The sequence below is a fragment of the Acidovorax sp. 59 genome, from assembly GCF_002754175.1.
GTDB lineage: Bacteria > Pseudomonadota > Gammaproteobacteria > Burkholderiales > Burkholderiaceae_C > Acidovorax > Acidovorax delafieldii.
In genome coordinates, this window is record NZ_PEET01000001.1 from 3,617,825 (window position 1) to 3,642,719 (window position 24,895).

The following is a 24,895-nucleotide window of genomic DNA, read 5'->3' on the forward strand; positions in this document are numbered from 1 at the left end:
ACGCAAGGGGTCATACGGACTCTTCGGCCTGCACCACGCAATTGCGACCGCTGGACTTGGCCTTGTACAGCGCCGTGTCCGCGCGCTTGATCAGGGCGTGGCTGTCTTCCTTGTGGTCCCACGTGGCCACGCCAAAACTGGCGCTGACATGGCCCACCGCGTCGAAAGGCACGCCTGCAATGCGCGCGCGCACCGCTTCGGCCATGGCCATGGCGGCATCCACCGGGGTTTCCTTGAGCAGGATGATGAACTCCTCGCCCCCGAAACGCGCAGCGCAGTCGGACGACCGCAGAAGTTCGCGCACGCGCAGCGCCGTGCTCTTGAGCACCACATCGCCCGAGTCATGCCCAAAGGTATCGTTGATGCGTTTGAAAAAGTCGATGTCAAACATCACCACCGACAGACTGCCCTTCTTGATGCGGGTGTCGGCCATCTCGGTCTCCAGCCTCTCAAAGAAGCGGCGGCGGTTGACCAGGTCCGTCAGGAAGTCCTTGGTGGCCAGGTCTTCCAGCTTGCGGTTGAGCCGCGCCATGGGCTCGATCACCAGCGACGACAGCGACAGGTTGAGCCCGACGAAAAGCAGCACAAAACTACCCACCAGCGCCGCCATCACCGTGTTGAAGGTCTGACGCGCCTTCTCCAGCGGGAAGTACATCGGCACCTTCACCACCTGGATGCCCACCGTCTCGTTCATGCCCCAGCCAAAGCCGTTCTTGTCGCCATAGACCTTGAGCATGGTGGGCGGCGCCACGGCCGGTGTGCTGTGACAGGCCATGCATTGCGCCTGCTTGATGGTGATGGGGCGGGCCACGTACATGGCGCGGTGCATGCCCTCGCCCACCTCGCCGGTGACCTCTTTCTTGAGGTCGGCCCGGCCTTCGCGAAAGTCGCTGATGATGCGCTCCTCCCACTCGTTGGCACGGTCGCGCAGGTTGGTGGGGTTGAGCACCGCCTCCTTGTACTCATAGCCCGGAAACCGGTTCTGCAGGCGGCGCAGGGTTTCGGTGGCCGCATATGCAGGCACCGTCTGCGGCAGGAATTTCTCGGCCAGCGTCACGTCCAGGTGGGGCTTGACCAGCTCGGTGGTGTAGTCGCGGATGGCCATGGCGGCGTGCATCATGATCTGCGAGTTGTGCTGCACCTCCTCGATGGCAGACTGCTGCAGGAAGCGGTGCACGTAGGCGCCCGCGCCCAGCACCGCCAGCAGCAGCACGCCCGCCAGCACCAGATTGAATTTGAGCCGCAACGACATGGATCTCCCTCGGTGGCCCGCGCACGGCGGGCCTGTTATTGGAGGTGCGGACACGCCATATCGGGCGCAGTCCCCCAGGTTCACACAGGTGGGCTTGCACGCCGCATCACGGGACCACGGCACGAAAAGGACGGATTCGCGCTACAGAAACTTTGCGCGCAGCGTGCAAGCGGCGCATTGTCGCCACGTTTGTGCGGCCCGGTCCATCTCTTTTTTGCCACGCTGCCCTGCGCCCCCGCCCCATGCCCGGCATGAACCGCCGGGTCGCACAATAGCAACTTCAGAGGCGGGGGGCAGCGCCGCCTATCTGCCGCCGCCAGGGCGCCCTGCCACGGTCACCCCCCACCCACGACACTGGCTGGCGGTAAAATCACTACAAAAAAGATAGCTGCCAGCATATATACATCCAGCGCATACAGCCCCATTGCTCGCTCGACCTGCTCCAACGCCGCCCTAATGCCCCGGTCAGCCCCTGGCATGCGACGGCCACTGCGAGGACAGGGGCGGCCCCCAAGCCAGCAACGCGAAGGGCCCTGAAGCGCACCACCAGCCGGAGACACATGGTCGACACCGCCATCTACATCGGACGTTTTGAGCCCGTCCACAGCGGCCACATGGCGCTATTGCAACGTGCACTGGACAGCGCCCCGCAGGTCATCGTGGTGATCGGCTCGGCGTGGCAGGCGCGCTCGCCCAAGAACCCTTTCACTTGGCAAGAGCGCGAAGCCATGCTGCGCGCTGCCCTGGCCCCCGCCGACAGCGCCCGGGTGCAGGTGCTGCCCATGCGCGACTACTACAACGAAGCCGTGTGGGTGCAGGCGGTGCGCAGGGCCGTGGCGCGCCTCACCGCCCCGGGCGCAAGCATCGGCCTGGTGGGCCACTTCAAGGATGCGACCAGCGGCTACCTCAGCGCCTTTCCAGGCTGGCAGCTCATTCACATAGAACGCCAGGGCCGCATCGACGCCACCGCCATCCGGGACGCGTACTTTGGCGCCACACCCGCCACCGCGCGCGCCGCCGTGGCGCCGCTGGCCGCAGAGATTCCCGAGAGCACCATCGCCACGCTGGAGCACTTTGCGCAGACCCCACACTACCCCGCGCTGCAGGAGGAGTGGCGCATGCTGCGTGGCTACCGCCAGGCCTGGTCTGCCGCGCCCTACCCGCCGGTGTTCGTCACCGTGGACGCGGTGCTGCGCTGCCAAGACCATGTGCTGCTGATCCGCCGCGCACACGCACCCGGCAAGGGCCAGCTGGCCGTGCCCGGCGGCTTCATCGAGCAGCGAGAAACCGTGTGGCAGTCCTGCCTGCGCGAGCTGGTGGAAGAAACCCACTGCGACCTGCCCGAGGCCCGCATGCGCGCCGCACTGCAGTCAGTGGCAGTGTTCGACCACCCCGACCGCAGCCAGCGCGGTCGCACCATCACGCATGCACACTACTTTGACCTGGGCGATGCGCCCTTCCCGGTGGTGCAGGCCGATGACGATGCAGCGCTGGTGCAGTGGAGCCGCATCGACCAGCTGGCAGGCCTGGAAGAGGAATTCTTCGAAGACCACTTCCACATGCTGGACCACTTTCTGGGGCTGACGAAGCTGGACTGATCCGTTCCACCCGCTTTTTGCATCCAAACGGGTGCAAGCGCTACGGAATCATGCCTCTGCCGCTATATTTTATATAGCATTAGGTACCAGCCCGCTCCAGCATGGCATGCAGCAGCACGTTGCACCCGGCCTCGATGTGCTCGGGTTTCGCATCCTCGATCTCGTTGTGGCTGATGCCGTCCTTGCAGGGGATGAAGATCATGCCGCTGGGTGCGAGCTTGGCCATGTACACGGCATCGTGCCCCGCGCCGGAGACGGCAGGCATGTTGCTGTAGCCCAGCTTGGCGGCGGCGCGGCCCACGGCCTGCACGCATTCGGGCTGGAAGAGCTGTGCGGGGTAGCTGGACACCATTTCGATGTGGACCTGCACACCGTGTTCTTGGGCCACCTGGTCGGCAAAGGCCTTGACCTCTGCGGCCATGGCGTCCACCAGCGCGTCGGTGCTGTTGCGCAGGTCGATGCTGAACTTGACCCGGCCGGGGATGACGTTGCGGCTGTTGGGGAAGACTTGCACCATGCCCACGGTGCCGCGCCCGTGCGGCGGGTGGCGGTGGGCGGCGGCGACTACGTCTTGCATGATGCGTGTGGCGGCCAGCATCGCGTCCTTGCGCAGGGCCATGGGGGTGGGGCCTGCGTGGGCTTCCATGCCGGTGACGGTGCAGTCGAACCAGCGGATGCCCAGCACGCCGCTGACCACGCCGATGGTCTTGTCGTTGTCTTCCAGCACGGGGCCTTGTTCGATGTGGGTTTCGAAGTAGGCGCCGATGGGGTGGTCGCCGGGTTCCTGGTCGCCGATGTAGCCGATGCGCTCCAGCTCGCCCTTCACCGTTTTGCCTTCGGTGTCGGTGGCGGCATAGGCGTGTTCCAGCGTGAAGGCTTTGGCGAACACGCCGGAGCCCATCATCACGGGCACGAAGCGCGATCCTTCTTCGTTGGTCCAGAAGGCGACTTCGATGGGGGCCTCGGTTTCGATGCCATGGTCGTTGAGCGTGCGCACCACTTCGATGCCTGCCAGCACGCCGTAGTTGCCGTCGAACTTGCCGCCGGTGGGCTGGGTGTCGATGTGGCTGCCGGTCATGATGGGCGGCAGGTTGTTGTTGCGCCCGGGGCGGCGCATGAAGCCGTTGCCGATCTTGTCGATGGTGACCGTCATGCCCGCCTCGCGTGCCCAGCGGGTCACCAAGTCACGGCCCTGTTTGTCCAGGTCGGTGAGGGTCAAGCGGCACACGCCGCCCTTGGGTGTGGCGCCGATCTGCGCCAGCTCCATGAGTGACGCCCACAGGCGTTCGCCGTTGATGCGCAGGTTCTCAATGTCGGGTTTGACTTTCGTGTCCATGGGGTTCTCCAGATGCATTGCAGCGCTTAGCGCGCCACCGCCGAGGGGGCCAGGTCCTGCGCACGCTTTTGCACGGCCTGGAAGTTGGCGCCAAACGCGGGGCGCTTGATGTAGCGGCCCTTGCCCTGCTCGGCCCGCAGGTCGCCATTGGCAAACACCACGCGGCCCTGGCTCACGGTGTGGCTGGGGATGCCGCGCACGGTGTGGCCTTCAAAGATGTTGAAGTCGCCCTTGCTGAACTGGGTCTTGGCGGAGAAGGTCTTGGTGCCTTGCGGGTCCCACAGCACCAGGTCGGCATCGGCGCCTTCGCCGATGTAGCCCTTGCGCGGGTAGATGTTGAACAGCTTGGCCGCGTTGGCCGAGGTGATGGCCACGAACTCGGATGGGGTGAGGCGCCCCGTGTTCACGCCGCCATCCCACAGCGCAGCCATGCGCTCTTCCACGCCGCCCGTGCCGTTGGGGATCTTGGCGAAGTTCTCCTTGCCCATGGCCTTTTGCGCGGCGCAGAAGGTGCAGTGGTCCGTGGCCGTGGTGTGCAGCTGGCCCGACTGCAGGCCGCGCCACAGCGCCTCCTGGTGGCCCTGGGGGCGAAAGGGCGGGCTCATCACATAGGCGGCGGCCTTGGCAAAGTCAGGATCACGGTACACGCTGTCGTCCACCAGCAGGTGGCCTGCCAGCACCTCGCCGTACACACGCTGGCCGCGCGCACGGGCGCGGGCAATCGCGTCGGCCGATTCCATGCAGCTCACGTGCACCACGTAGATCGGCACGCCCAGCACATCGGCAATGGCGATGGCGCGGTTGGCGGCTTCGGCCTCCACCATCGGCGGGCGCGACAGCGGGTGGCCCTCGGGGCCGGTGATGCCCATCTTGGCGACCTCTTGCTGCAGCAGGTACACCAGTTCCCCATTTTCGGCGTGCACCGTGGGCATGGCGCCCAGCTCCAGCGCGCGCTTGAAGCTGTTCACCAGGGTTTCGTCGTCGCACATGATGGCGTTCTTGTAGGCCATGAAGTGCTTGAAGCTGTTCACCCCCTCCTGCTGCACCAGCGTGCCCATGTCGGCGCGCACCTGCTCGCTCCACCAGGTGATGGCGACGTGGAAGGAATAGTCCGCCGCAGACTTCTCGGCCCAGCCCCGCCACTTGCGATAGGCGTCCAGGATGGGCTCCTGCGGGTCGGGGATCACGAAGTCGATGATGCTCGTGGTGCCGCCAGCCAATGCGGCTGCCGTGCCGGTGAAGAAGTCGTCCATGGTGACGGTGCCCATGAACGGAAGCTGCATGTGGGTGTGCGGGTCGATGCCGCCGGGCAGCACGTACTGGCCGCTGGCGTCCAGCGTCTGCGCACCTGCGGGGGCCTGGGCCGCAGCGTCGTCCCCCACGGCCACGATGCGGCCATCGACACACAACACATCGGCGCGCTGTTCACGGTCGGCGTTGACCACGGTGCCACCGCGGATCACAAGGGCTTGGCTCATGGGGGTCTCCTTCAGGGGTACGGATCAATTCAAAAAAAGGGACCCTGCGCTGGCACCAGGCCCAGGCAGGGTCCAGGGCGTCACTTCTTCTTGGCGGTCACGTAGTAGTAGGTGCCAGCCACCGCCAGGCTGAAGAACCAGCCCGCATCGAACAGCGACAACCAGATGGCGGGCATGCCTGCCTTGTCCACCACGCCCGATACCGCCAGGTAGCCCGGCAGGCAGGGCAGCACGCCCAGCGCGAAGGCGATCAGGGCTTGCAGGTTCCAGCCGTTGCTGTACTCGTATTCGCCGCCACGGCGGTACAGGTCGTCCACCTTCAGTTCGCTCTTGCGCACCAGGTAGTAGTCCACCAGCAAAATGCCCGCAATCGCGCCCAGCAGCGTGCCGTAGCCGCCCAGCCAGGTGAACAGGTAGCCGCCCGAGGTGGCCAGCAGCTTCCAGGGCATGAACAGCAGACCGATGCCTGCAGCGATCAGGCCGCCCATGCGGAAGCTGATCTTGGACGGCGCGCACTGGCTGAAGTCATACGACGGCGAAACCAGGTTGGCGGCCACGTTGGTGGTGAGGTTGGCGAGCAAGATCACCAGCAGACCCAGGCCTGCAGCCACACTGCCCATCTGCGTGAGCAGACCATCGGGGAACAGCTGGGCCTTGCCGTACAGGATGGCCGAGGCAGAGAAGCCGATCACGCCCACCATGGAGAACAGCGCCATGGGAATTGGCAGGCCGATGGCCTGGCCCACCACCTGATCCTTCTGCGATTTGGCAAAGCGGGTGAAGTCCGGAATGTTGAGTGCCAGCGTGGCCCAGAAGCCGACCAGGCCGGTGAGCGCCGCCCAGGTCTTGGGGCCGCCCTCGACCACCTTGGCGGGCAGGTTGAAGAGCTGGCCCGAGGGCACCTTCATCATCAGCACCACAACCAGTGCGATGGACGCAATGATCATCAGCGGCGCCGCAATCACCTCCAGCATGCGGATGGATTCAGGCCCCTTCCAGATGAACCAGATGTGCACCGCCCAGAACGCCAGGAAGCACATGAACTGCGAGGTGCTGATGGTCTCTCCATCTGCCGGACCTGCGAGCCCCATGCCCAGGATGTTCAAGAAGCCATGCAGCGCCAGCGCGCCAAAGTAGCAGTTGATGGAGAACCAGCCACACGCCACCAGGCCACGCAACACGGCGGGCAGGTTGGCGCCTTTGACGCCAAACGATGCACGCGCCAGCACCGGGAACGGGACGCCGTACTTGGGCCCCACGCGCCCGATGAGCACCATGGGCACCAGCACGATGCAGTTGGCCAGGAACACCAGCCACACGGCCATCTGCCACGTGAAGCCCTGGTCCAGCATGGAGCTGGCCATGGTGTAGGTGGGTACACACACGACCATGCCCACCCAGAGCGCGGCAAAGTCTTTCCACGTCCAGTGTCGCTGCGCGGCGGTGGTGGGGAGCAGATCTTCATTGGCGAGCGTGTTGGATGCATCGCCGGGCATCAGCCCCGCCACATGGGCCGCGCTGCCGGTACTGTTGGTCATGCCTGTACTCCTGTCAAAGACGTCGTTGGGGTTGCACACAACCCACCGTCTGGTCCGGCGCCCTCACGCTGGCAGATGGCGGGCAAAGGGAAGCGAGCGATGCTAGAGATCACGCAAGAACTGCACCAGATGCAGTGCAACATGCGTTGCAAATCGGCACCACAAAGGGTGCTGTCACAACGCCTTGCACGGTCTGTGGCAAACGCACGCAGGGGCGCATATCAAGCTGCGGCAGACACGCGCTGCGGGTTGTTGGGGTGCGTGGTCCAGTTGGCGTATTCGCCCGTCACCGTCTTGCCCGTGCGCACATCGACTTCACCCGGCTCCAGCGCGCGCATGGTGATGCACTCGGGCACGGGGCAGATCGACACGCACAGGTTGCAGCCCACGCATTCGGCCTCGTTGATCTCGAACTTGCGCACGCCGCCCTCCTTGGTGAAGGTGATGGCCTGGTGCGAGGTGTCTTCGCACACCACATGGCAGCGGCCGCACTGGATGCAGGCATCCTGGTTGATGACAGCCTTTTCGATGTGGTTGAGGTTGAGGTTCTTCCAGTCCTTCACCGTGGGCACGGCCTGGCCCTTGAAGTCGTCGAGCGTGGCGTAGCCGTGCTCGTCCATGAAGTTGGACAGCCCATCGCACATGTCCTGCACGATCTTGAAGCCGTACACCATGGCGGCCGTGCACACCTGCACTGTGCCGCAGCCGAGCGCAATGTACTCGGCCGCATCGCGCCAAGTGGTGATGCCGCCGATGCCGCTGATGGGCAGGCCTGCGGTCTGGGCGTCGCGTGCGATCTCGGCCACCATGTTCAGCGCAATGGGCTTGACAGCCGGGCCGCAGTAGCCGCCGTGCGAGCCCCAGCCGTCCGTGCTCGGGCTCATCACCATGCGGTCCAGGTCCACGCCCATGATGGAGTTGATGGTGTTGATGAGCGACACGGCATCGGCCCCGCCCGCCTTGGCCGCACGCGCGGGGTGGCGCACATCGGTGATGTTGGGCGTGAGCTTCACGATCACGGGCAGCTTGCTGTAGTGCTTGCACCAGGCCGTGACCATCTGGATGTATTCAGGCACCTGGCCCACGGCCGCGCCCATGCCGCGCTCGCTCATGCCGTGGGGGCAGCCGAAGTTGAGTTCAATGCCGTCGGCGCCGGTGTCTTCCACGAGCGGCAGGATGTTCTTCCAGCTCTCTTCCACGCAGGGCACCATCAGCGATACGATCATGGCGCGGTCGGGCCAGTTGCGCTTGACGCGTTTGATCTCTTCGAGGTTGGTCTGCAAAGGCCGGTCGGTGATCAGCTCGATGTTGTTCAGGCCAATCACGCGGCGGTCTTGCGACATCAGCGTGGAGTAGCGCGGGCCGTTGACGTTGACCACGGCCGGGTCTTCGCCCAGCGTCTTCCACACCACACCGCCCCAACCCGCCTCAAAGGCGCGGGTGACGTTGATCTCTTTGTCGGTGGGCGGTGCGGAGGCGAGCCAGAAGGGGTTGGGGCTTTGGATGCCCAGGAAATTGCTGCGAATGTCTGCCATGGGGTGCTCCCGTGAAAACTGGGGGGAAGGGGTTCAAGCCATCAGTGCGGCGTGGATGGAAACAGCGGCGACCTTGCCGTGCTCCACAGCCTCCACCGTGAGGTCGCGGCCGCCCACGCGGCAGTCGCCACCGGCCCACACACGCGCCAGGCTGGTCTGGCCTTCGGCATCGGTGGCGATGCGCCCGCCCTCCAATGCAATGCGGTTGCCCACGGGCTCGGCCACAAAGGTCTGGCCGATGGCCTTGAGCACCATGTCGGCATCGAGCGTGAAGGTCTCACCAGTTTCCACCAGCTTGCCGCTGCTCAGTGCCGTGGCTGCGAAGCGCACGCCCTTCACCGCGCCGTTTTCGCTCAGCACCTCTTTCGGTGCTGCCCAGTGGCGAATGGTCACGCCATTCGTCTGCGCCCATTGCTGCTCCACGGCCGATGCCGACATGGCCTCTGCGCCCCGGCGGTAGACGATGGTCACTTCTTCCGCGCCCAGCTTGCGCGACTGCACAGCGGCGTCCACCGCCGTCATGCCGCCGCCAATCACCACCACGCGGCGGCCTACGGGCAGGGTGGAGAGGTCGGTGCTCTGGCGCAGCTCGGCAATGAAGTCCACCGCATTGCGCAGGCCAGTGGCCGTGGGCTCAGCCACGCCCAGCGCGTTCACACCCTGCAGGCCCAGGCCCAGGAACACAGCGTCGTAAGCGCCCAGCAGACTGTCGAGCGTGATGTCACGGCCCAGTTGCTGGCCCGTGCGCACCTCGATACCGCCGATGGACAGCAGCCACTCCACTTCCTTCTGCGCAAAGTTGTGGGCGGTCTTGTAGCTGGCCAGGCCATATTCGTTGAGGCCGCCGAGCTTGGGGCGCGCCTCGAACAGCACCACGTCATGCCCGCGCACGGCCAGGCCATGCGCACAGGCCAGGCCCGCAGGCCCTGCGCCCACCACGGCCACGCGCTTGCCGGTGACGGCTGCGCGCTGGAACAGCGGTGCACCGGGCTGGGCAAAGAAGGCGTCGGTGGCGTAGCGCTGCAGTGAGCCGATCTCCACCGGCTTGTCTTCGTTGGTGTTGCGCACGCAGGCCTGCTCGCACAGCACCTCGGTGGGGCACACCCGAGCGCACATGCCACCCAGCGGGTTCGCCTCCAGGATGGCGCGGGCCGCGCCCCGGTTGTTGTCCTGCGCAATGCGGTGGATGAACGACGGGATGTCGATGCCCGTGGGGCAGGCCGTGGCGCAGGGGGCGTCGTGGCAGTAATAGCAGCGCTCGGCCTCGATCAGCGCCTGCGGGCGGGTGAGCGGCGGGTGTGCGTCGCTGAAGTTGACGGCGTAGTCGGCCAGGTTCAGGCGTGCGGCATGAATGCCGCAGGCACGGCTTGCGGGTGTGTCCATCAGGTTTCCTCCGAGAGGGTCAGGGTGGGGGTCTGGGCGCCCATGGGGCGTGCAAGCGCACGCCGCGCAGCGTTGGAGCGCCAGCCAGTGGCGCCAACCAATGCGGCACTAGCGTGAATGCTGGTATCCGCAAACTTCGGAGGTTTCATCGTGGTCCTCGCTGTGGGGTGCAGGTGCCCGCTGCTTTGGTGCGGCGGTGCCCTGCGTTGTGGGTCAATTTACCAACCCGTAAAAATTTACCAATTGGTAAAATCCCTACAGCAAACGCTGTGCCAGCTTTGAACAGCGGCGCTTGTTCCACAATGGTGCGATGACAGCCGCACGCCCCCTCTATCCATCCAAGGCCCACCAAAGCACCGCCGCAGCCCAGCCCCCCATCCACCCAGCTGCGCCAGAAGCCCCGGCGCGCGCACCCAAGCCCTCGCGCTTGCTGAAAGAGCGTGGCATCCTCCAAGAGGCCCAGAGCCACTTTGCCCAGTTTGGGTTTGAGGGTGCATCCCTTGAAAACATTGCCGCTGCGGCGGGCGTGAGCCGCCACAACCTGCTGTACTACTTTCCCAGCAAGGAGGCGCTGTACCAGCGCGTGCTGGATAATGTGCTCAACCAGTGGCTGGCGGGCATGGACCACATGTCGCACAGCCACGACCCCGAAGCCGCCCTGCGCCAATATATCCAAGCCAAACTGCGCTATTCCCGCGAGCACCCTGCCGGTGCCAAGGTGTTCACCAAAGAGATGATTGCCGGTGCACCACGTTACGGCAAAGCCATCACCGAACGCGTTGGCCCCCACCTCAAAGCCGAGGTACGCACCTTTGAGCGCTGGGCCAAGGAAGGGCGCATCGCCCGCGTCAACTTCACACATCTCATGTTCATCATCTGGTCTGTCACCCAGGCGTATGCCGACCAGGAAGCACAGTTCGCACTGTTGCTGGGTAAGCCTGCGCTTACGGACAAGGATTTTGAGAATGCGGAAGAGTTGATCTGCAGGCTGGTGCTGGCGGGGTTGGCGCTACCGTGATCTGCACTCCAGCGCCCCATGGTCCAGCCGCAGGCAAAAGACCGAATTCTTCGGAGAGCAAACACCCCGGCATCGCGTAGACTCGCCACGACCCTTTTTACCCAAGGGCTTTACACAGCCTTGGAATGGACGCACTCTTCTGAACACTGTCCTATGGCCACTTCGCGCAAAGCCACCTACCTGTTTGCCATTGTCATCGTATTGGCTGTGCTGGGTATTTACCTGCCTGGCCTCCGCAACGAACTGCTGTTTGATGATTTACGGCTCAGCGATGGCACCATTTTTGGTGAATACGGAAGCTTGCTCCGGCTGAAGCAACGCATGCTGTCATATGGTAGCTTTGTGTGGATGCAGGGCTTGTTTGGCGAGGGATGGTGGAAACAACGTCTGATTAACATTGCGCTGCATCTGGGCTCTGTAGGGGCGCTGTACGCACTTCTGAAAACGCTGCTGGAGCAGGCCCGCTTTCCGGAGGAATTTGAAGCGCAAAAGCACTTCACGAACTCTCGCACCGCAGCCCTGCAGATTGGTGTGGCGTTGTTTGCACTGAACCCTGTCGCAGTGTATGCAGTGGGCTATCTTGTACAGCGCTCCATTGTCATGGCAACGCTGTTTGCCATCTTGTCATGGTGGTCGTTTGTGAGGGGGTTACAGACTGGACGTCTGGCGTGGCATGTGGCAGCGCTTGGTAGCTATGTACTCGCCGTGCTATCCAAAGAGTATGCGGTTATGGCCGTCGCCATGACAGTTCCTTTATACGTTTACATCCGGCGCCCACATTGGAAATCTGCCGCAATATGCATCGTGGGGGCCATGCTGGCGCTCGTCTTGGCCTACACAGGTTTTGTGAGCATTTACGGCAACGGGGTCATTGGCCAGGTTTTTGACCCACGTTCAGTCGCACTGGTTCAGCAACTCGAAACCCTGCGGCCGGGGGTTTCTGCACACGTTTATCCGCTGAGTGTTTTGAACGAAGCTGCGCTCTTTTTTGCGTATGGACTGCTTTGGGCTATTCCGAATATCCAATGGATGTCCATTGACCTGCGACCTGCTTTTCCGTTGGGATTCGACTCTTGGATGCATATGGTCGGTGCATTCGGATACGCCGCATTGCTGGCCGCCGCTATCTGGGCAGTGCTTCGCCGCAAAGACGCTTTGGGCCTTGCTGGGCTGTATCTGCTTTTCCCCCTGCTCTGCTTTGTCACGGAGTTCGCTACGGTATGGGTGCAAGATCCGTTCGTGCTGTATCGCAGTTACTTTTGGGGCATTGGAATTTCGGGGCTGGTTGCCATTGCGCTGACGGGCTTTAGACCCCGCACAATCTACACATTGGGCGCAGTGATTGCCATAGCCTTCAGTGGCCTTGCAATTGAGCGGATTCTGTCGCTGAGGGATGAAGGCACTGCCTGGGCAGATGCCGCCGAAAAAATCGATCTGAAAGCAGCACCCAATGCAGTGGGGCGGAGTCGTCCATTCCTGAATCTCGGCTCTTATCAAATTGACAAAGGCTACTATTCGCTGGCCGAAAGATCGCTGCTGACAGCGGATGCCCTCGGCGACCTGGGCGGGAACGCACGCTTCAACCTGGGGGTGGTTCTGCAGCAACAGAAGAGGCATGAAGAAGCGCTGAAAGCATTCAGCGCTGCCAAGGACAAAGGCTTTAGTGGTCAATCGCTGGACTACCACCGGGGCGAGTCTGCCTTTGCATTGGGTCAGTACCCGTTGGCGTTTGAGAGCTACACCGCAGCCCTTCAGCAATCTGCAGAGTCTGACGATGCCGACAAGAAGATGCGAAACCTACTGCTCTTGCGCAGGGCAGACGCAGCCATGGCAACTCAACAATACGACGTCTCTATCGGTGACTTTCGCACACTTTTGCAAGAAAGCCCCCAATCCCCACGGGCTTTGCTGGGCCTCGGCATGGCGCTGGTCGGTAAAGGTGATGCTCAAAAGGCTCTGCCGCTTTTTGAGCAATTGATTGCATCGACCCCCAGCGCACCTGCCCACTATGGGCGAGGTGTTGCTCTTTACCGCATGGGCAAGATGGAGGAAGGCCTGAAAGAGCTGGACACCGCCATCAAACTGGACCCACGCAACCCCCAATACCCGCAGGTGCGCAATATGCTACAAGAAAGCAAGACTGGGCGAGCGGGTATGCCCAAGTCCAAGCCCTAACCTTGTCAAACATGGGATTAAGGGTACTCCACATTGGCAAGTTCTTTCCGCCCTACATGGGCGGGATGGAGGTGTTTCTCTCGGATCTGATCCACGCTCAACGCGCTCAAGGCATCGAAGCGTTTGCACTGGTGCATGGCACACCATCCGCTGCCGATCCCGAATGGCTGATACGCGTGCCCGTCCAATTCAACTTGGTCTATGCACCCATTGCCGCTGGCTTTCGCTCCGCCCTGGGAAAAGCGATCAGGAATTTTCAGCCGGACATCCTGCACCTGCACCTGCCCAACAACTCGGCACTGTGGGCCCTGACGTTGCCTGTGGCGCGCAAGGTTCCGTGTGTAGTGCACTGGCACTCCGATGTGGTGATTTCGGACATCAAGTGGTCGGTCGCTCTGGCTTATTTTCTGTACCGCCCGTTTGAATATGCGGTACTCGACCGCTCACACAAGATTTTTGCCACATCCCCGCCCTATCTGGCGACGAGTCCTCCTCTGCAGTTATGGAAAGACAAGTGCAGTGTGGTGCCCCTCGGCACAGCTATACCCATCCTTTCTGTTGAACACAAATTACCACCGGACCTTCAGTGGAATGAAGGCACAGAGTTCAAGTTGCTCTCGATTGGCAGACTCACTTACTACAAGGGTTTTGAGACGCTAATCCGTGCAGTGCAGACGATGCCAGGCGTTGAACTACTGATCGCGGGTAGCGGAGAACTGCAAGCCTCGCTGGAAGCCATCATTCGCGAAACAACCCCTTCCGGGCTTGCCCCACGAGTAAGACTGATTGGCTCGGTGAAAGAGTCCGACAAACACGCGCTACTGCAAGCGTGCGACACATTCTGTCTGGCATCCCGAGAGCGGACGGAAGCATTCGGCATCGTGTTACTCGAAGCCATGATGCATCAGAAGCCGTGCATCGTGACCGACCTGCCCGGCTCTGGCATGCCCTGGGTGGTCGCACACGCGCGGGCAGGATTGCACGTTCCCCTGGAAGATCTTGATGGGTGGCGCAGTGCCATAGCGCGCCTGCAGCACGACCATGCTCTTAGACTCCAACTCGGGGCCAGTGGACACCGTGCTCTGCTGGAAAAATTTGACATCCGCCAGTGCGAACGCCTGATCGCCAGTCACTATCTCCAGCTCAGCCCTCTCCCTCCCCAGAAAGTCATCCCGGGTTCCTTACTGGTCGTATTGTCAACACACAACCACGCACAGCACATCCAGGCTGTGGTGGCCAAAGTGCGCGCACAGACCGGTGGAGATGTCCTGGTCGTAGACAGCAACAGCACTGATGCGACCCGCGTCCTCGCAGAAAAGGCAGGAGCCCAGATCATTGCCCCACTGATACACCTCACGGCTTGGGGACGCTTGCAAACCGGCATACGCCATGCATTGGCGCGAGGTTACGAACATGTGCTGACCATCGATACAGAGGGGCAATATGCGGTGGAGGAGTTGCCTGCATTGCTGGCGCAAAGACAATCTGCGGATGTGGTGGTAGCCCACTTTGCAACCCGCCACAGTTTTGTGCGCCGTGCGGCTTGGCAATGGTTCCGCTGGATCACCGGACTGTCGGTCGGGGATGTGGTCTCCAGCTGCCGCCTGTACAACCGCGCGGCCATGGAGGTTGCGGCTTCTGCAGAAGCCACATTGCTGGACTACCAGGACATTGGCACCCTCTTGCTGCTGGAGCGTCGTGGGCTCACATTTGTTGAGGTGCCGTTGCATGCCTCTGAATCCAGGGTGGACCAATCCGGTATTTTCAGATCTTGGGCCAAGGCCATCCGCTATGTGGCTGCATCGACTTTGCTGGGTATTGCGGGCAGGCGCGCGCGCACTCAGAGACGCCACCCCACCCACATATAGGGCATAGACAGAGGAGCCACTGCGCGCTCTAGGAGTCTGCGCGGCAGAAGGCATCGAAGCGAAATGCGCGAAAACTGAGGATCGCGTGGTGCTGCCGACAAGCCCAGGGCGGGCCCCTGGGCGCAGGAGGTAGTACCGCGCGAGACCGGTTTATCGCGCGTTGCAGCCGATGTTCCTTCTGCTGCGCAGACTCCTAGCGCACCCTCACTCTGGTTGCATCATGCTAAAAGCCTGCGCATGTTCTGAATGAAGATGGCTTCGGAAAACTGCTCCGCTCTTGCACGACACGCCTGCGATAACTCATCCCCCGGTTGCCGAGCCCAGGCATCCACGGTGGTGACAGCGTTTTCAACGTCAGTCTCGGAAGGAGGAGTGGGCAACAGGACTCCCGTCTGACCGGGCACGATGGTCTCCAGCAATCCCCCCTCCTGGACACCAATGACGGGCTTGCCTGCAGCCATGGCCTCTACGGGCGACATGCCGAAGTCCTCATCCACAGGCAGGTAAATCACGGCGCGCGCCCCACCAACCCAGCGGCGCAGCGCCTCGTCTGACTGCCAGCCGGTAAACACGATATTGGAGGCACCGCGTGCCATGTCTTTCAAGCGCTCATACTCAGGCCCGCCCGATGCCACCACCAGCTTTTGGTGCGGCATCCTCAAAAATGCCCGCACAACCACATCCACCCGCTTATTGGCTACCAGTCGGGCTGTGGAGAGGTAATACCCCGAGTCTCCAAGGTTCTCGAACCCATCTACATCCACAGGTGGATAAATCACCTCTGCATCGATACCGGTGTAGTGCTTGAGCCGCTGGCGAATGTTCTCGGAATTCACGATCACCCGGTGCATCTGTCGAATCGCCGATTCGTACTGCCACCGAAACCAACGTGCAAAGATGGCATACACCGGCCTCAAAGCCCACGGCAGCTGGCTCAAGGTGTTTTCATACAAATCGTAGACAAATCGTGGAACGGTGTGGCAGTAATAAAGCCTGCGCCCAACAAGCTGACGGTGTAATGCCAACGGGGCATAAAAGCCGCTGTAGAGCACCGTATCCGCCTGCGCCAAACGCTGCGACCTCATTCGAAAACACCACATGCTCTCCAGAATGCGAGGCAGCAGGACCGACCAACCACCGCAAAGCTGCGTAATGTCCACCGGCATGGAGTCAATGAGCGGCTTCGCCTCCTCATAGCAGCGGCTCACCAGCGTACGGTAATCAGGAAATGCACGCGCCAAGGTCAGGGTGACGCGCTCAGCCCCGCCAGCAACCTGCATGAAGTCGTAGAGGAGAAACTTGTGATGACTCATGGATTCTTCAGGGCCGCCAATCGCTCAAACATCTGCTGCGCACGCGACTGCCAACTGTGCTCTCTGGCAAACGCCTCCACATCGCTTCGTGAACGTCTTTCACCCTGCAGTGCTGCGTTGCGCACTGCCTGCGCAAAACCGTCTGCGCCATTTCCATAGCAAGCGTAGTCCCCCATGCCCTGGCGCAATGCCCCCCAGTCGGTACTCGCCACACCGAGACCCGACGCGACATATTCGTAAAACTTCATGGGACGTTCTACGAACTGCATACGCCCCTGATCGTCCTGGAATGGAATCAAACCCACGGCATAGCCTTGCAGCATCTGAGGCACCGCCTCCCTGTCAATCACGCCTCGCCAGCGAAGATTTGCAGGGCAACCTGAGGGAGAGCGCCACCCGGGCCCATAAAAATCAAACGTCCAATCCGGCATCTTGAGGGCCACCTGAATCAGCAACGCCCAGTCCACCCAGCTCGTCATGCCTCCCAGATAGACCGCACGGTTTGACCTAAAGCGCTGCGGGCCGGTACCGCCTCGCTCTTCATGACTTTGCGGGGGGGGCACCATCACATCCACCCCATTGGGCAAATACGCTGTGGCTTGCGATGTGTTGAGGTTGCGACAGTAGCGCTCCAAAGGGCGGGAAACCGCCCAAACCTCATCAAAGAATGGCCGCCTCAGATACTCCTCCATCGCTTGTATGACCACGGGCTGGAGATCACTCCCGAACCCCCAGGGCCAGTCATTCAATCGGCAGATCTTGATACCTGCCCTCACACGAGGGAGCAACAACATGTTGGGTGCGACGTCGGCAATCAACACATCAAAGCATGAGTCAGTCAGTGCTCTGGGCAACAGGCATCCATAAGCATGCAGTTGCCATGCATGCCGCAAAAACCAGCGATGGGCAGGATAGGGACTGCGCAGCGACCATTCGCTCAGCCCAGCCATCCCCTGCACCGGCAGCACACATGGGGGGCGCGCCCAAGCGCGTTTCAGCCTTGCATGCCGCCCACCGCCAATCAAGTCCAGGGGAGATGACAAGGTAGGGACATAGTCCACTTCCCAGCCGGCCATTGCCATGGTCTCAGCAAGGTATTGCCCTCCAACTTTGGTACCGCCATCAAGAAAGGACTGGGTGCCCAGAAAAAGCGCACGCATTTCAGTCCTGTGGCCGTGCAGGAGGCACATGCAGAACGGAGGTGGAAGCCAACAGCTCAGACACCTGCGCCATAAACGCAGCAGACGTTGCACTCGCGTTGAAGTGCTGGGCCGCCGTGTCTGAGGCGCGCTTCATTCGGTCGATATCTGCGGCCTCCAATCTATTCAGCGTGCGTGCCAAGTCGTCCACCTGAAAGCTGGAGCTAACCACGCCACAGCCATGCGCCTCCACCAATGCACGCATCTCCGGTGAGGGGCCTATGGCAATGGCCAGACGAGCCTGCATGAACTCGAAAAACTTGTTGGGCAATGCGTGCAGATAATTGAAGTTGGTAGGAGGCAGAAGAAAAAGGCCCATGTCGTATGCGTTGGTTCGGCGGGCAATCTCCTGCATGGGAACCGGCTCCACAAAACGCACCCGAGGCTGGTCGGCGGCCCGTTTGCGCAAAGCATTCATGTAGGCCGCATCCTGCGAGAGCAGCATCAAGTCCAACTGAAAGCGCTCGTCCAGGTGGTCCATCAAATCGATCATCAGCTCGATCCGCCGTGATGGGATAGCAGCACCGTGATGTATCAGCCGGATCACACCCGGTTGCGTCGGCTGCACCGGCAACGCGACTTCGTCTGAACAGTTGGGCAAGACCTGAACCCGTACCCCATACTGCGCAGAATATTCATTTGCCAACCCTTGGCATACCGTGCTGACTGCAGCGGTCTGTGAAAGATACCTGGCGCAGACATCGTGAAAGAAGGGGCCGAGCAATGTGCGCCACGCCCAGCGGTCCTCAAACTCGCGGGGGGCATATTCATGTGCATCCAGCCACACGGGTGTACCTTGAGCCCACTTCAACACAGCAGGCAGCAAAAACACATCGTTGGCCACCACCAGATCAAAGTCATTACCAGCCTTTGCCAAGGCCTTCTCCAGCGCCTGAATTTGCGGATGGCGGGCGTAATAGCTTGCATAACGCCGCAACGCCAAACGCCCAGCGTTGCGCACAGCGCTGAAGATCGTCGGTTGCACCGCATCAATGGCCGTGAAATGCGGCATTGTGGGGTCAGGTGCACCGAAACCCAGCACATGCACCTCATGCTCAGAGCTCAAGGCCCTGTACTGCCGCATCACACGCGGATCGGAAACCACTGACGACAACGACACCAGAGCAACGCGGGCCATGAACTACCTCAGACAGCGAACTGTCGCGCATACCAGCGCGTGAAGTTGATCCAGCGCCACACCTGCCAGCTGAACGGACGCCGCCCAGCGACCACCTCATCGAAGGCTTTCAACACTTCATCCTGACGGAAAAAAGGCAAACCCAACGGATACCGCAGCCATTCGCGCACCTGTGGAGCCATCTGCATGAGCCACGCTTGCTCAGGCGTTGCAAAACCGATCTTGTCCCGCCGATCGAGTATTTCGTCTGGCACCAACCCCCGCATGGCCTTGCGGAGCAAATGTTTGGTCTCGCCCAAAGGTGAAACCAGATACTCCTCAGGCAAGGTCAACATAAAGTCTGCAAGGGTCGTCGTCAGAAACGGCACCCGACTTTCCACCGAAAAACGCATGGAGTTGCGATCACCGTGCCGTAACAGAGCGGGTAAGCCCACGCCATGCAGCGAACGGGCCAACTCAGCCACCAACCGCCTCCCCGGCCCCGTCTGGGGAGGTAGCTCTCGCGGGAAACGCAGGGCCACGCCAGCATCGGCCAGCAGATTGCCATCCAGCCAAGATGGGCACGCTTTTGCGCCATTCAGACGACGCAATGCTTGGTAAGCGGCATCATTGGTGAATTCCGCAACGGCAGCCTTGAGCCCATCCAGCCCCGCCCTGCCCGGCCATTCTTTCCAACGCAGAAGAAAAGCCGCCGCATCGAGCCAACGGCCTTCATCCAACAGACTGCGTATGCGTGGCCCCGGGTAACCGACGTATCCGCCACACAGCTCATCAGCCCCCTGACCATCGAGCGTGACAGTGATGCCGCGCTCGCGAGCCAACTTGAACACACGATACTGGGCATAAATACTGGTGCTACCGAATGGCTCACCCTGCGTCGCAATCATGTCGTCCAGATCGGATGCCAGCTCTGCCGGGGTAATACTCACTTTATGAGAGATCGCGCCCACATGGGAATTCATGGAGTCAACCCATTGCTCCTCAGAAACGGAACTACCGGATGCGATAAAGCTGAACGTGTGGATGGGAGCGTCAGGCTCGAGATGGCGCATGCAACCGACTATGGCGGAGGAATCCAGCCCACCTGACAGGGCAGCCCCCAAAGGAACGTCACTGCGCAGGTGCAAACGTACACTGCCCAGTAAATGGGAGCGAAGTTCTGCTGCTGCATCTTCGAATATCAGACCCTGAACTGGGGCAATGCGAGGACTCCACCAAGAATGCAGTGTGAGCTGTTTTGAATCCAACTCATAACAGAAGCGATGCCCTGGTGCCAAAGCATGTATATGGTCAAAAAATGTACCAGTTCCCGTGTCGTAATTCCCATGAACTAGATAGTCGTAGGAAGCCTGCCAATTGAGTGTTGGAGCGCGTGACTGCAGGGCGCGTAAAGCCGGAATTTCCGACGCAAAACACAGCTCTCCGTCATCCGCATGGTGGAAATACAGCGGCTTGATACCAAATGGATCGCGGGCACCATGAAGGGTGGCGGTATGGCGGTCAAAAATGACGAACGCAAACATGCCGACAAAACGTTCGAGAGCTGCGTCACTCCATTGAGCCCAGGCCTGTAAAAGGACCTCTGTATCGGAAGTGGAAAGAAACTGACGGCCAAGACCTTGCAGTTCGGCACGTAATTCGCGGTAGTTGTAGATCTCGCCGTTAAAGATCAACAGATAGCGCCCATCCTTGCTGAACATCGGCTGATGGGCAGCAGGGGTAGGATCGATTACCGCCAACCGCCGCTGACCCAGGGCAATAATGGCTTGTCCCTGGCGTAAAGTCTCAAATCCGGAGTCATCCGGACCACGCCGAGCCATCAAATCCAGTGATGCAAATAGGCTGCCAGCGATTTTCGCCTCGTTGGCTACCGGCCAAACGCCCCCGGCAATTCCACACATCTTGTGTTCCTCACGCAGTCAACGCAGGCGTGACCAAGGGGTCGGATGCGTTGTGGAATTCGAGACACGCCTCCAGAGATCCTTGGTGCACTACCCGACCTTCGGCCATCACAATACCCTTCGTGCAAAAAGCGCGGAGGATCTCTTCGTTGTGCGAAGCCAGTACCAAGATTTGAACTTGGTTCATCAGCTTACCAAGCCTACGGTGAGCCCGATCAAGAAACTGCGAGTCCCCTACTCCGATCATCTCATCCATCAACAGAATGTCTGGAACGATGGCTGTAGAGACAGCGAATGCAAGACGCAGAAGCATCCCCGTGGAGTACGACCGAACGGGCAAATGCAGGTAGTCTCCCAATTCAGTGAACTCCTCGACGTCGGCAAACAAGCCTTTTGCCTGGGCTCTGGTAAGGCCCATGACGATGCCTCGAGTGATGACAAAGTCATATCCACTGGCTTCGGGATCGACACCCAACAGTAGGTCCGTCAGCGCAGTCAGCTTACCCTCACTCCGAATTTCCCCCTGCTCTGGCTCGTAAATTCCAGACATCACACGCAACAGAGTCGTTTTCCCTGCCCCGTTGCGGCCAATGAGTGCTACTCGGTCGCCAGTACGAAGATGGATGTCTACATCGCGCAAAGCGTGCACAGTGACACCAGCCCCCCCCTTGCTCTCGATGCGCTGCTGCAGCGCCCTATCAAAACGTAGGATTGAATTGACAAGCCCTCGCGCCTGCGAAGAAAAAATCGGGAAGTCCACGCTGACGCGGGAAAGTTGGAGATGGGCCATAAACGTCAGATCCAATACACGATACGGCGCCGAGCAAAGGTGTAGAGCACAAGAGCAAGGACAAAGAGCACAAGCATGGTCGCGCCCCCAAGAACAACCGATGCGGAAGATGGATGGGTACCAATCAGAGGAGACCTCACCAAATCCAGCAGGGCGGCTAACGGATTGAGGCGCACTGCCCACTGGGCACGTTCGGTCAGTTGTTCTGGCTTCCACATCACAGGTGTCACAAAGAACGCGATCTGCATCAAGCTGGTCACGATCATCGGTACATCTCGAAAACGCGCCGCTACAAGTCCAAGAATAGCCACAGCCAAGGTCGCGCAAGTCACGAACATCGCCAATCCCAGCAGTAGCCACAGCGGCTTCACGGACGTTACCCCCGAAGTGAATCCCAGCACCAAAAGCAAGATGGGTATGTTGTGAGCGAGAAGAATGAGGTTGCGCCAGACAGCGCGGAAAATAAAGGCGAATTTTGGGAAAGGGGCCTGCTTGAGATAGGGCTCTGCCTGAACAAACACCTGACAGCCTTCATTGGCCAGCATCGACAGCGAAGTAAAGAGGATGTGCCCAACACAGAGATAAGGAAGGTAATCACTCGCGCTGGTCTTGAAGAGCTGCGCACCAATCAGGCCGAACACCACAATGAAAATCCCGGTGTTGAGCGTGATCCATACAGGACCGAGAAAAGAGCGTCGGTATTGGCGGGCAATGTCTTCCCAGCCCAGATGCATCCAAAACCGCCAAGTCTGGCACGATTGTTTAATGTCCTGAAGCAGCAATCCAAATTGCTTCATGCTTGTGCTTGTCATTTATTCAGAATCCAATTCGACCAGAGTCGCGCTTTTCACAGTCAGGCGAGAGACACCATAGCGCTCGATCCCAATCCGAACACCGGACACCTCGCCATCGATACGCATACGCCTGGAGAAAGCTAAATGCGAGGTTTTCGAAGACAGCGCGAAATCACCGGCCAACGTCTGCTTCCAAGATGCCGGATCAGTTATGGGCTCCTTTCCTTTCCAAACCCAGATACGAATAAATCCCTCGCCTTCCACGTCCAGTTTCAAAACGTACTCCCTCCCACTCTTGACAGGTATTGGTCCTGCAAGTTGACTGCCACTCGTCGTCAAGCCAACCTGAAGCATGTGGCTATAGCTACGAGGGAAAACCGAGTTAGTGGAAAAAAAGGAACCAGGCATAGTCACCTTACCTTTGCCCATACCTCGCAAAGCAAATGCTGGGCCGCCTACACCAATGCGCGGATACTCAACCCAATCCCAGTCAAAGAGATTTTGGCTGAGTGAAATGCGGCGTGTCTGCTCAGTTCTTTCCTCCGGTAGTCGCAGCCGATAGAGCTGATTAAAGTTGGTATCTACGATCAATTCAGTCAGCTCAGGATCACTTAACAAGACCATCACGCTAGAGTTGGAAACGGGAGGAATAAGATAGTCGGAAACTTGGACGTAGTTCACACCTAGTCGCTGCAAGCTATCGACCAATTTGGTGGGAGCCTGCTCATAAAGCGGTACCGTTCTTGGATCCAAATAGCTGAGCATCCTACGATCGGAGTAGTAAAAATCAGCAGGCCGCATCGCCAAGATACGGGCATCAGAAGGCACCTCTTTTGATAACTGCCGTACCATCTGAATCCCCCCCCAACCCAATAGTGGATCAGCCTTCATTGCTATAACGGGAGGCAGGTCAGGCAGTGTCTGCGCAGGATCGGATTTATGCCACGTGACATCAACTAACTGCAGCCACTGCATCAAATTGCCATATAGCAAAAATGCACACGCATGTCCAAAGAGCAAAATACACACGCTCAGCTGGACGAAGAGCTTGGATTTGGCACGGTAGCTTACATTTTGACTCCACCTTGCATACAGCAACTCGATGCAAGCCCACGCCCCCAAAAGCCCCACGGCGGGTGCAATCACCAGCAGATAGCGATCATTCTTGATCATCAGGTCGGTTCCCACGACCAGTGATGCCACGACTCCTCCAAAGTAAATAGCAAGTACATGAAAGGCAATCAACGGGACGACAGCGCCAAGGGGCTGCGCAGAAACATTGAATAAGACCCGCCAGTTCTTAACTGGCGTTAAAACTACCGTCAACAGGTAGATAGCGCCGACAACCGCGACCCAGAATGCGAAACCGTAACTGTGTACAGCGAGAAAGCCTTTCAGCAATCCATACTGTAGACGCGTGCTCCAGTCGTAAATGGACCTGGCATAACGAAAAAACCCGTCCCAATCCAAGCCGCCCAGCGCAAAGACCGCCGGGTTATCGGAAATCGGTGTGCCGTAAATGGCTATGTTGCGCAGGTAGGGATACGACGCAAATACAGCTGCGATCAGTAGGCTTTTGAATGCCAGCACTGTCGATGCGCGCCACTCGGACAGTCCTCCCGTGACAACTATAACCACGACAAGAATGGGGGCGTACAGAATGGCCTGCGAATGTGTCCATAAAGCCAACCCCAGCAGACTGCCAATCGCCAGGGCCGCACCTCTACGACTACGGTCGATACCCACCAGAGCGATGAGCAACAACACCATCCCCGCCACAGGGAGCGCATCGATAGCCGAGGTCTGAGCCCCCACCCCCAATAGAGGTATCGTCAAAAAAAGAATGGCAGCAAGCCAACCCGTTCGTTGCGAGTGCAAGCGCCCCAAACCAAACAACCCGCAAGAAGCCCCCAAGGTGAACCATGGAGCGATCGCTTTCATTAGATCAGCCTGCGACGCAGTGTCCTGAAGCCCATAGGTCAAAGCGACAAGGCTGGGATACAACGGCGGGTGGGTCCATGGTGCAAAGAATCCAGATGCCACTGAATCGGCATTCAGGAGTGGATACACGCTCAGAGTGCGCGCCTCAAAAATGGCACGCCCCACCAAACCGTATTCCAATGCGTCGTTCTCGGTCAGGGGCAACCGTATGGCGAGATACAGAATATCGGCTGCACAAATGAGAAGCACGAAAAGGAGAATCCATTCTCCGCCCGAAGCAGGCAACCACTGTATGCCAGAAAACTCTGAGTTCTTCAGATTTCTACTGAATTTTAAAAGTAGCCCACCCACGCTCACCATGACCGCTGTGATGATCAATACTTGGACTTGCAGGGAGACTCCTTCAGCCATCAAGCAGATCAGCACGCTGCAAATACCCAAGATAAAGGGTCCCAAGGCAAGCGCAGTGGGAACTACCAGGAGCTCACCACTCCAGCGCGTTTGCCAAGGTAACGCACGCGCAATTAGGAATGCTAGAAACGTGGAGAGGATAATCAAAAAGACCAACCCTCCCCATGCAGCAGTTGGGTTGGACATCATTTCACATCTCCTGCGCTGTAACCCCCCGACTCAATTAC

18 protein-coding genes are annotated in these 24,895 nt (G+C 60.0%); 4 read left to right on the plus strand and 14 right to left on the minus strand.

Annotation, left to right across the window (positions count from 1 at the left end):
* Positions 1–10 precede the first annotated feature (10 nt).
* Positions 11–1,252, minus strand: a complete 1,242-nt coding sequence (locus tag CLU87_RS16525; protein WP_099731134.1) for a diguanylate cyclase — start codon at positions 1,250–1,252, stop codon at positions 11–13.
* 560 nt (positions 1,253–1,812) lie between these two features.
* Here CLU87_RS16525 and CLU87_RS16530 point away from each other — a divergent pair.
* The gene (locus tag CLU87_RS16530; protein WP_099731135.1) at positions 1,813–2,850 is read left to right on the plus strand and encodes a bifunctional nicotinamide-nucleotide adenylyltransferase/Nudix hydroxylase; all 1,038 of its coding nucleotides are present in this window, start codon (positions 1,813–1,815) and stop codon (positions 2,848–2,850) included.
* 79 nt (positions 2,851–2,929) lie between these two features.
* Here the strand turns inward: CLU87_RS16530 and CLU87_RS16535 are convergent, their stop codons facing one another.
* The 6 genes from CLU87_RS16535 to CLU87_RS23270 all read right to left on the minus strand — a co-directional run bounded on the left by CLU87_RS16535 (position 2,930) and on the right by CLU87_RS23270 (position 10,269).
* Positions 2,930–4,186: a Zn-dependent hydrolase gene (locus tag CLU87_RS16535; protein ID WP_099729271.1), complete on the minus strand. Its 1,257-nt coding sequence runs from the start codon at positions 4,184–4,186 to the stop codon at positions 2,930–2,932.
* A 26-nt stretch (positions 4,187–4,212) separates the two neighbouring features.
* On the minus strand, positions 4,213–5,664 hold the full coding sequence (gene hydA, locus CLU87_RS16540; protein ID WP_099731136.1) for a dihydropyrimidinase: 1,452 nt from the start codon (positions 5,662–5,664) through the stop codon (positions 4,213–4,215).
* Between the two features lie 80 nt (positions 5,665–5,744).
* Positions 5,745–7,202 carry an NCS1 family nucleobase:cation symporter-1 gene (locus CLU87_RS16545; RefSeq protein ID WP_099731137.1) on the minus strand — a complete coding sequence of 486 codons (1,458 nt, stop codon included), beginning with the start codon at positions 7,200–7,202 and terminating at the stop codon, positions 5,745–5,747.
* Positions 7,203–7,423: 221 nt separating this feature from the next.
* A complete protein-coding gene (gene preA / locus CLU87_RS16550) occupies positions 7,424–8,737 on the minus strand; it encodes an NAD-dependent dihydropyrimidine dehydrogenase subunit PreA (RefSeq protein WP_099731138.1) in 1,314 nt (437 codons plus the stop codon).
* Positions 8,738–8,770: 33 nt separating this feature from the next.
* Positions 8,771–10,120 (minus strand): NAD(P)-dependent oxidoreductase, encoded by a 1,350-nt coding sequence (locus tag CLU87_RS16555; protein ID WP_056058527.1) that lies wholly within the window; start codon positions 10,118–10,120, stop codon positions 8,771–8,773.
* Positions 10,120–10,269, minus strand: a complete 150-nt coding sequence (locus tag CLU87_RS23270) for a hypothetical protein (protein ID WP_158236083.1) — start codon at positions 10,267–10,269, stop codon at positions 10,120–10,122. The genes CLU87_RS16555 and CLU87_RS23270 overlap by 1 nt, the downstream gene beginning before the upstream one ends.
* Before the next feature lie 161 nt (positions 10,270–10,430).
* Between CLU87_RS23270 and CLU87_RS16560 the strand changes: the two genes are divergently transcribed.
* The 3 genes from CLU87_RS16560 (at position 10,431) to CLU87_RS16570 (ending at position 15,181) form a co-directional block, all read left to right on the plus strand.
* Positions 10,431–11,138, plus strand: a complete 708-nt coding sequence (locus tag CLU87_RS16560) for a TetR family transcriptional regulator C-terminal domain-containing protein (RefSeq protein ID WP_099731139.1) — start codon at positions 10,431–10,433, stop codon at positions 11,136–11,138.
* A gap of 153 nt (positions 11,139–11,291) precedes the next feature.
* The gene (locus CLU87_RS16565; protein ID WP_099731140.1) at positions 11,292–13,313 is read left to right on the plus strand and encodes a tetratricopeptide repeat protein; all 2,022 of its coding nucleotides are present in this window, start codon (positions 11,292–11,294) and stop codon (positions 13,311–13,313) included.
* Positions 13,314–13,324: 11 nt separating this feature from the next.
* Positions 13,325–15,181 (plus strand): glycosyltransferase, encoded by a 1,857-nt coding sequence (locus CLU87_RS16570; protein ID WP_099731141.1) that lies wholly within the window; start codon positions 13,325–13,327, stop codon positions 15,179–15,181.
* A gap of 218 nt (positions 15,182–15,399) precedes the next feature.
* Here CLU87_RS16570 and CLU87_RS16575 read toward each other — a convergent pair whose 3' ends face one another.
* From CLU87_RS16575 to CLU87_RS16605, 7 genes are read right to left on the minus strand one after another with little or no spacing between them, the layout of a single operon-like run.
* Entirely contained in the window at positions 15,400–16,494 is a 1,095-nt protein-coding gene (locus CLU87_RS16575) for a glycosyltransferase (RefSeq protein ID WP_099731142.1), read from the minus strand.
* Entirely contained in the window at positions 16,491–17,654 is a 1,164-nt protein-coding gene (locus CLU87_RS16580) for a hypothetical protein (RefSeq protein WP_099732215.1), read from the minus strand. Before CLU87_RS16580 ends, CLU87_RS16575 begins: the two co-directional genes overlap by 4 nt.
* 1 nt (position 17,655) lies before the next feature.
* The gene (locus tag CLU87_RS16585) at positions 17,656–18,831 is read right to left on the minus strand and encodes a glycosyltransferase (RefSeq protein WP_099731143.1); all 1,176 of its coding nucleotides are present in this window, start codon (positions 18,829–18,831) and stop codon (positions 17,656–17,658) included.
* Between the two features lie 8 nt (positions 18,832–18,839).
* Positions 18,840–20,732 carry an asparagine synthase (glutamine-hydrolyzing) gene (asnB, locus tag CLU87_RS16590; RefSeq protein WP_099731144.1) on the minus strand — a complete coding sequence of 631 codons (1,893 nt, stop codon included), beginning with the start codon at positions 20,730–20,732 and terminating at the stop codon, positions 18,840–18,842.
* Between the two features lie 10 nt (positions 20,733–20,742).
* Entirely contained in the window at positions 20,743–21,522 is a 780-nt protein-coding gene (locus CLU87_RS16595) for an ABC transporter ATP-binding protein (protein WP_099731145.1), read from the minus strand.
* A gap of 5 nt (positions 21,523–21,527) precedes the next feature.
* Positions 21,528–22,319: an ABC transporter permease gene (locus CLU87_RS16600; protein ID WP_158236084.1), complete on the minus strand. Its 792-nt coding sequence runs from the start codon at positions 22,317–22,319 to the stop codon at positions 21,528–21,530.
* 15 nt (positions 22,320–22,334) lie between these two features.
* Positions 22,335–24,857: a glycosyltransferase family 39 protein gene (locus tag CLU87_RS16605; RefSeq protein WP_099731147.1), complete on the minus strand. Its 2,523-nt coding sequence runs from the start codon at positions 24,855–24,857 to the stop codon at positions 22,335–22,337.
* Positions 24,858–24,895: the final 38 nt, after the last annotated feature.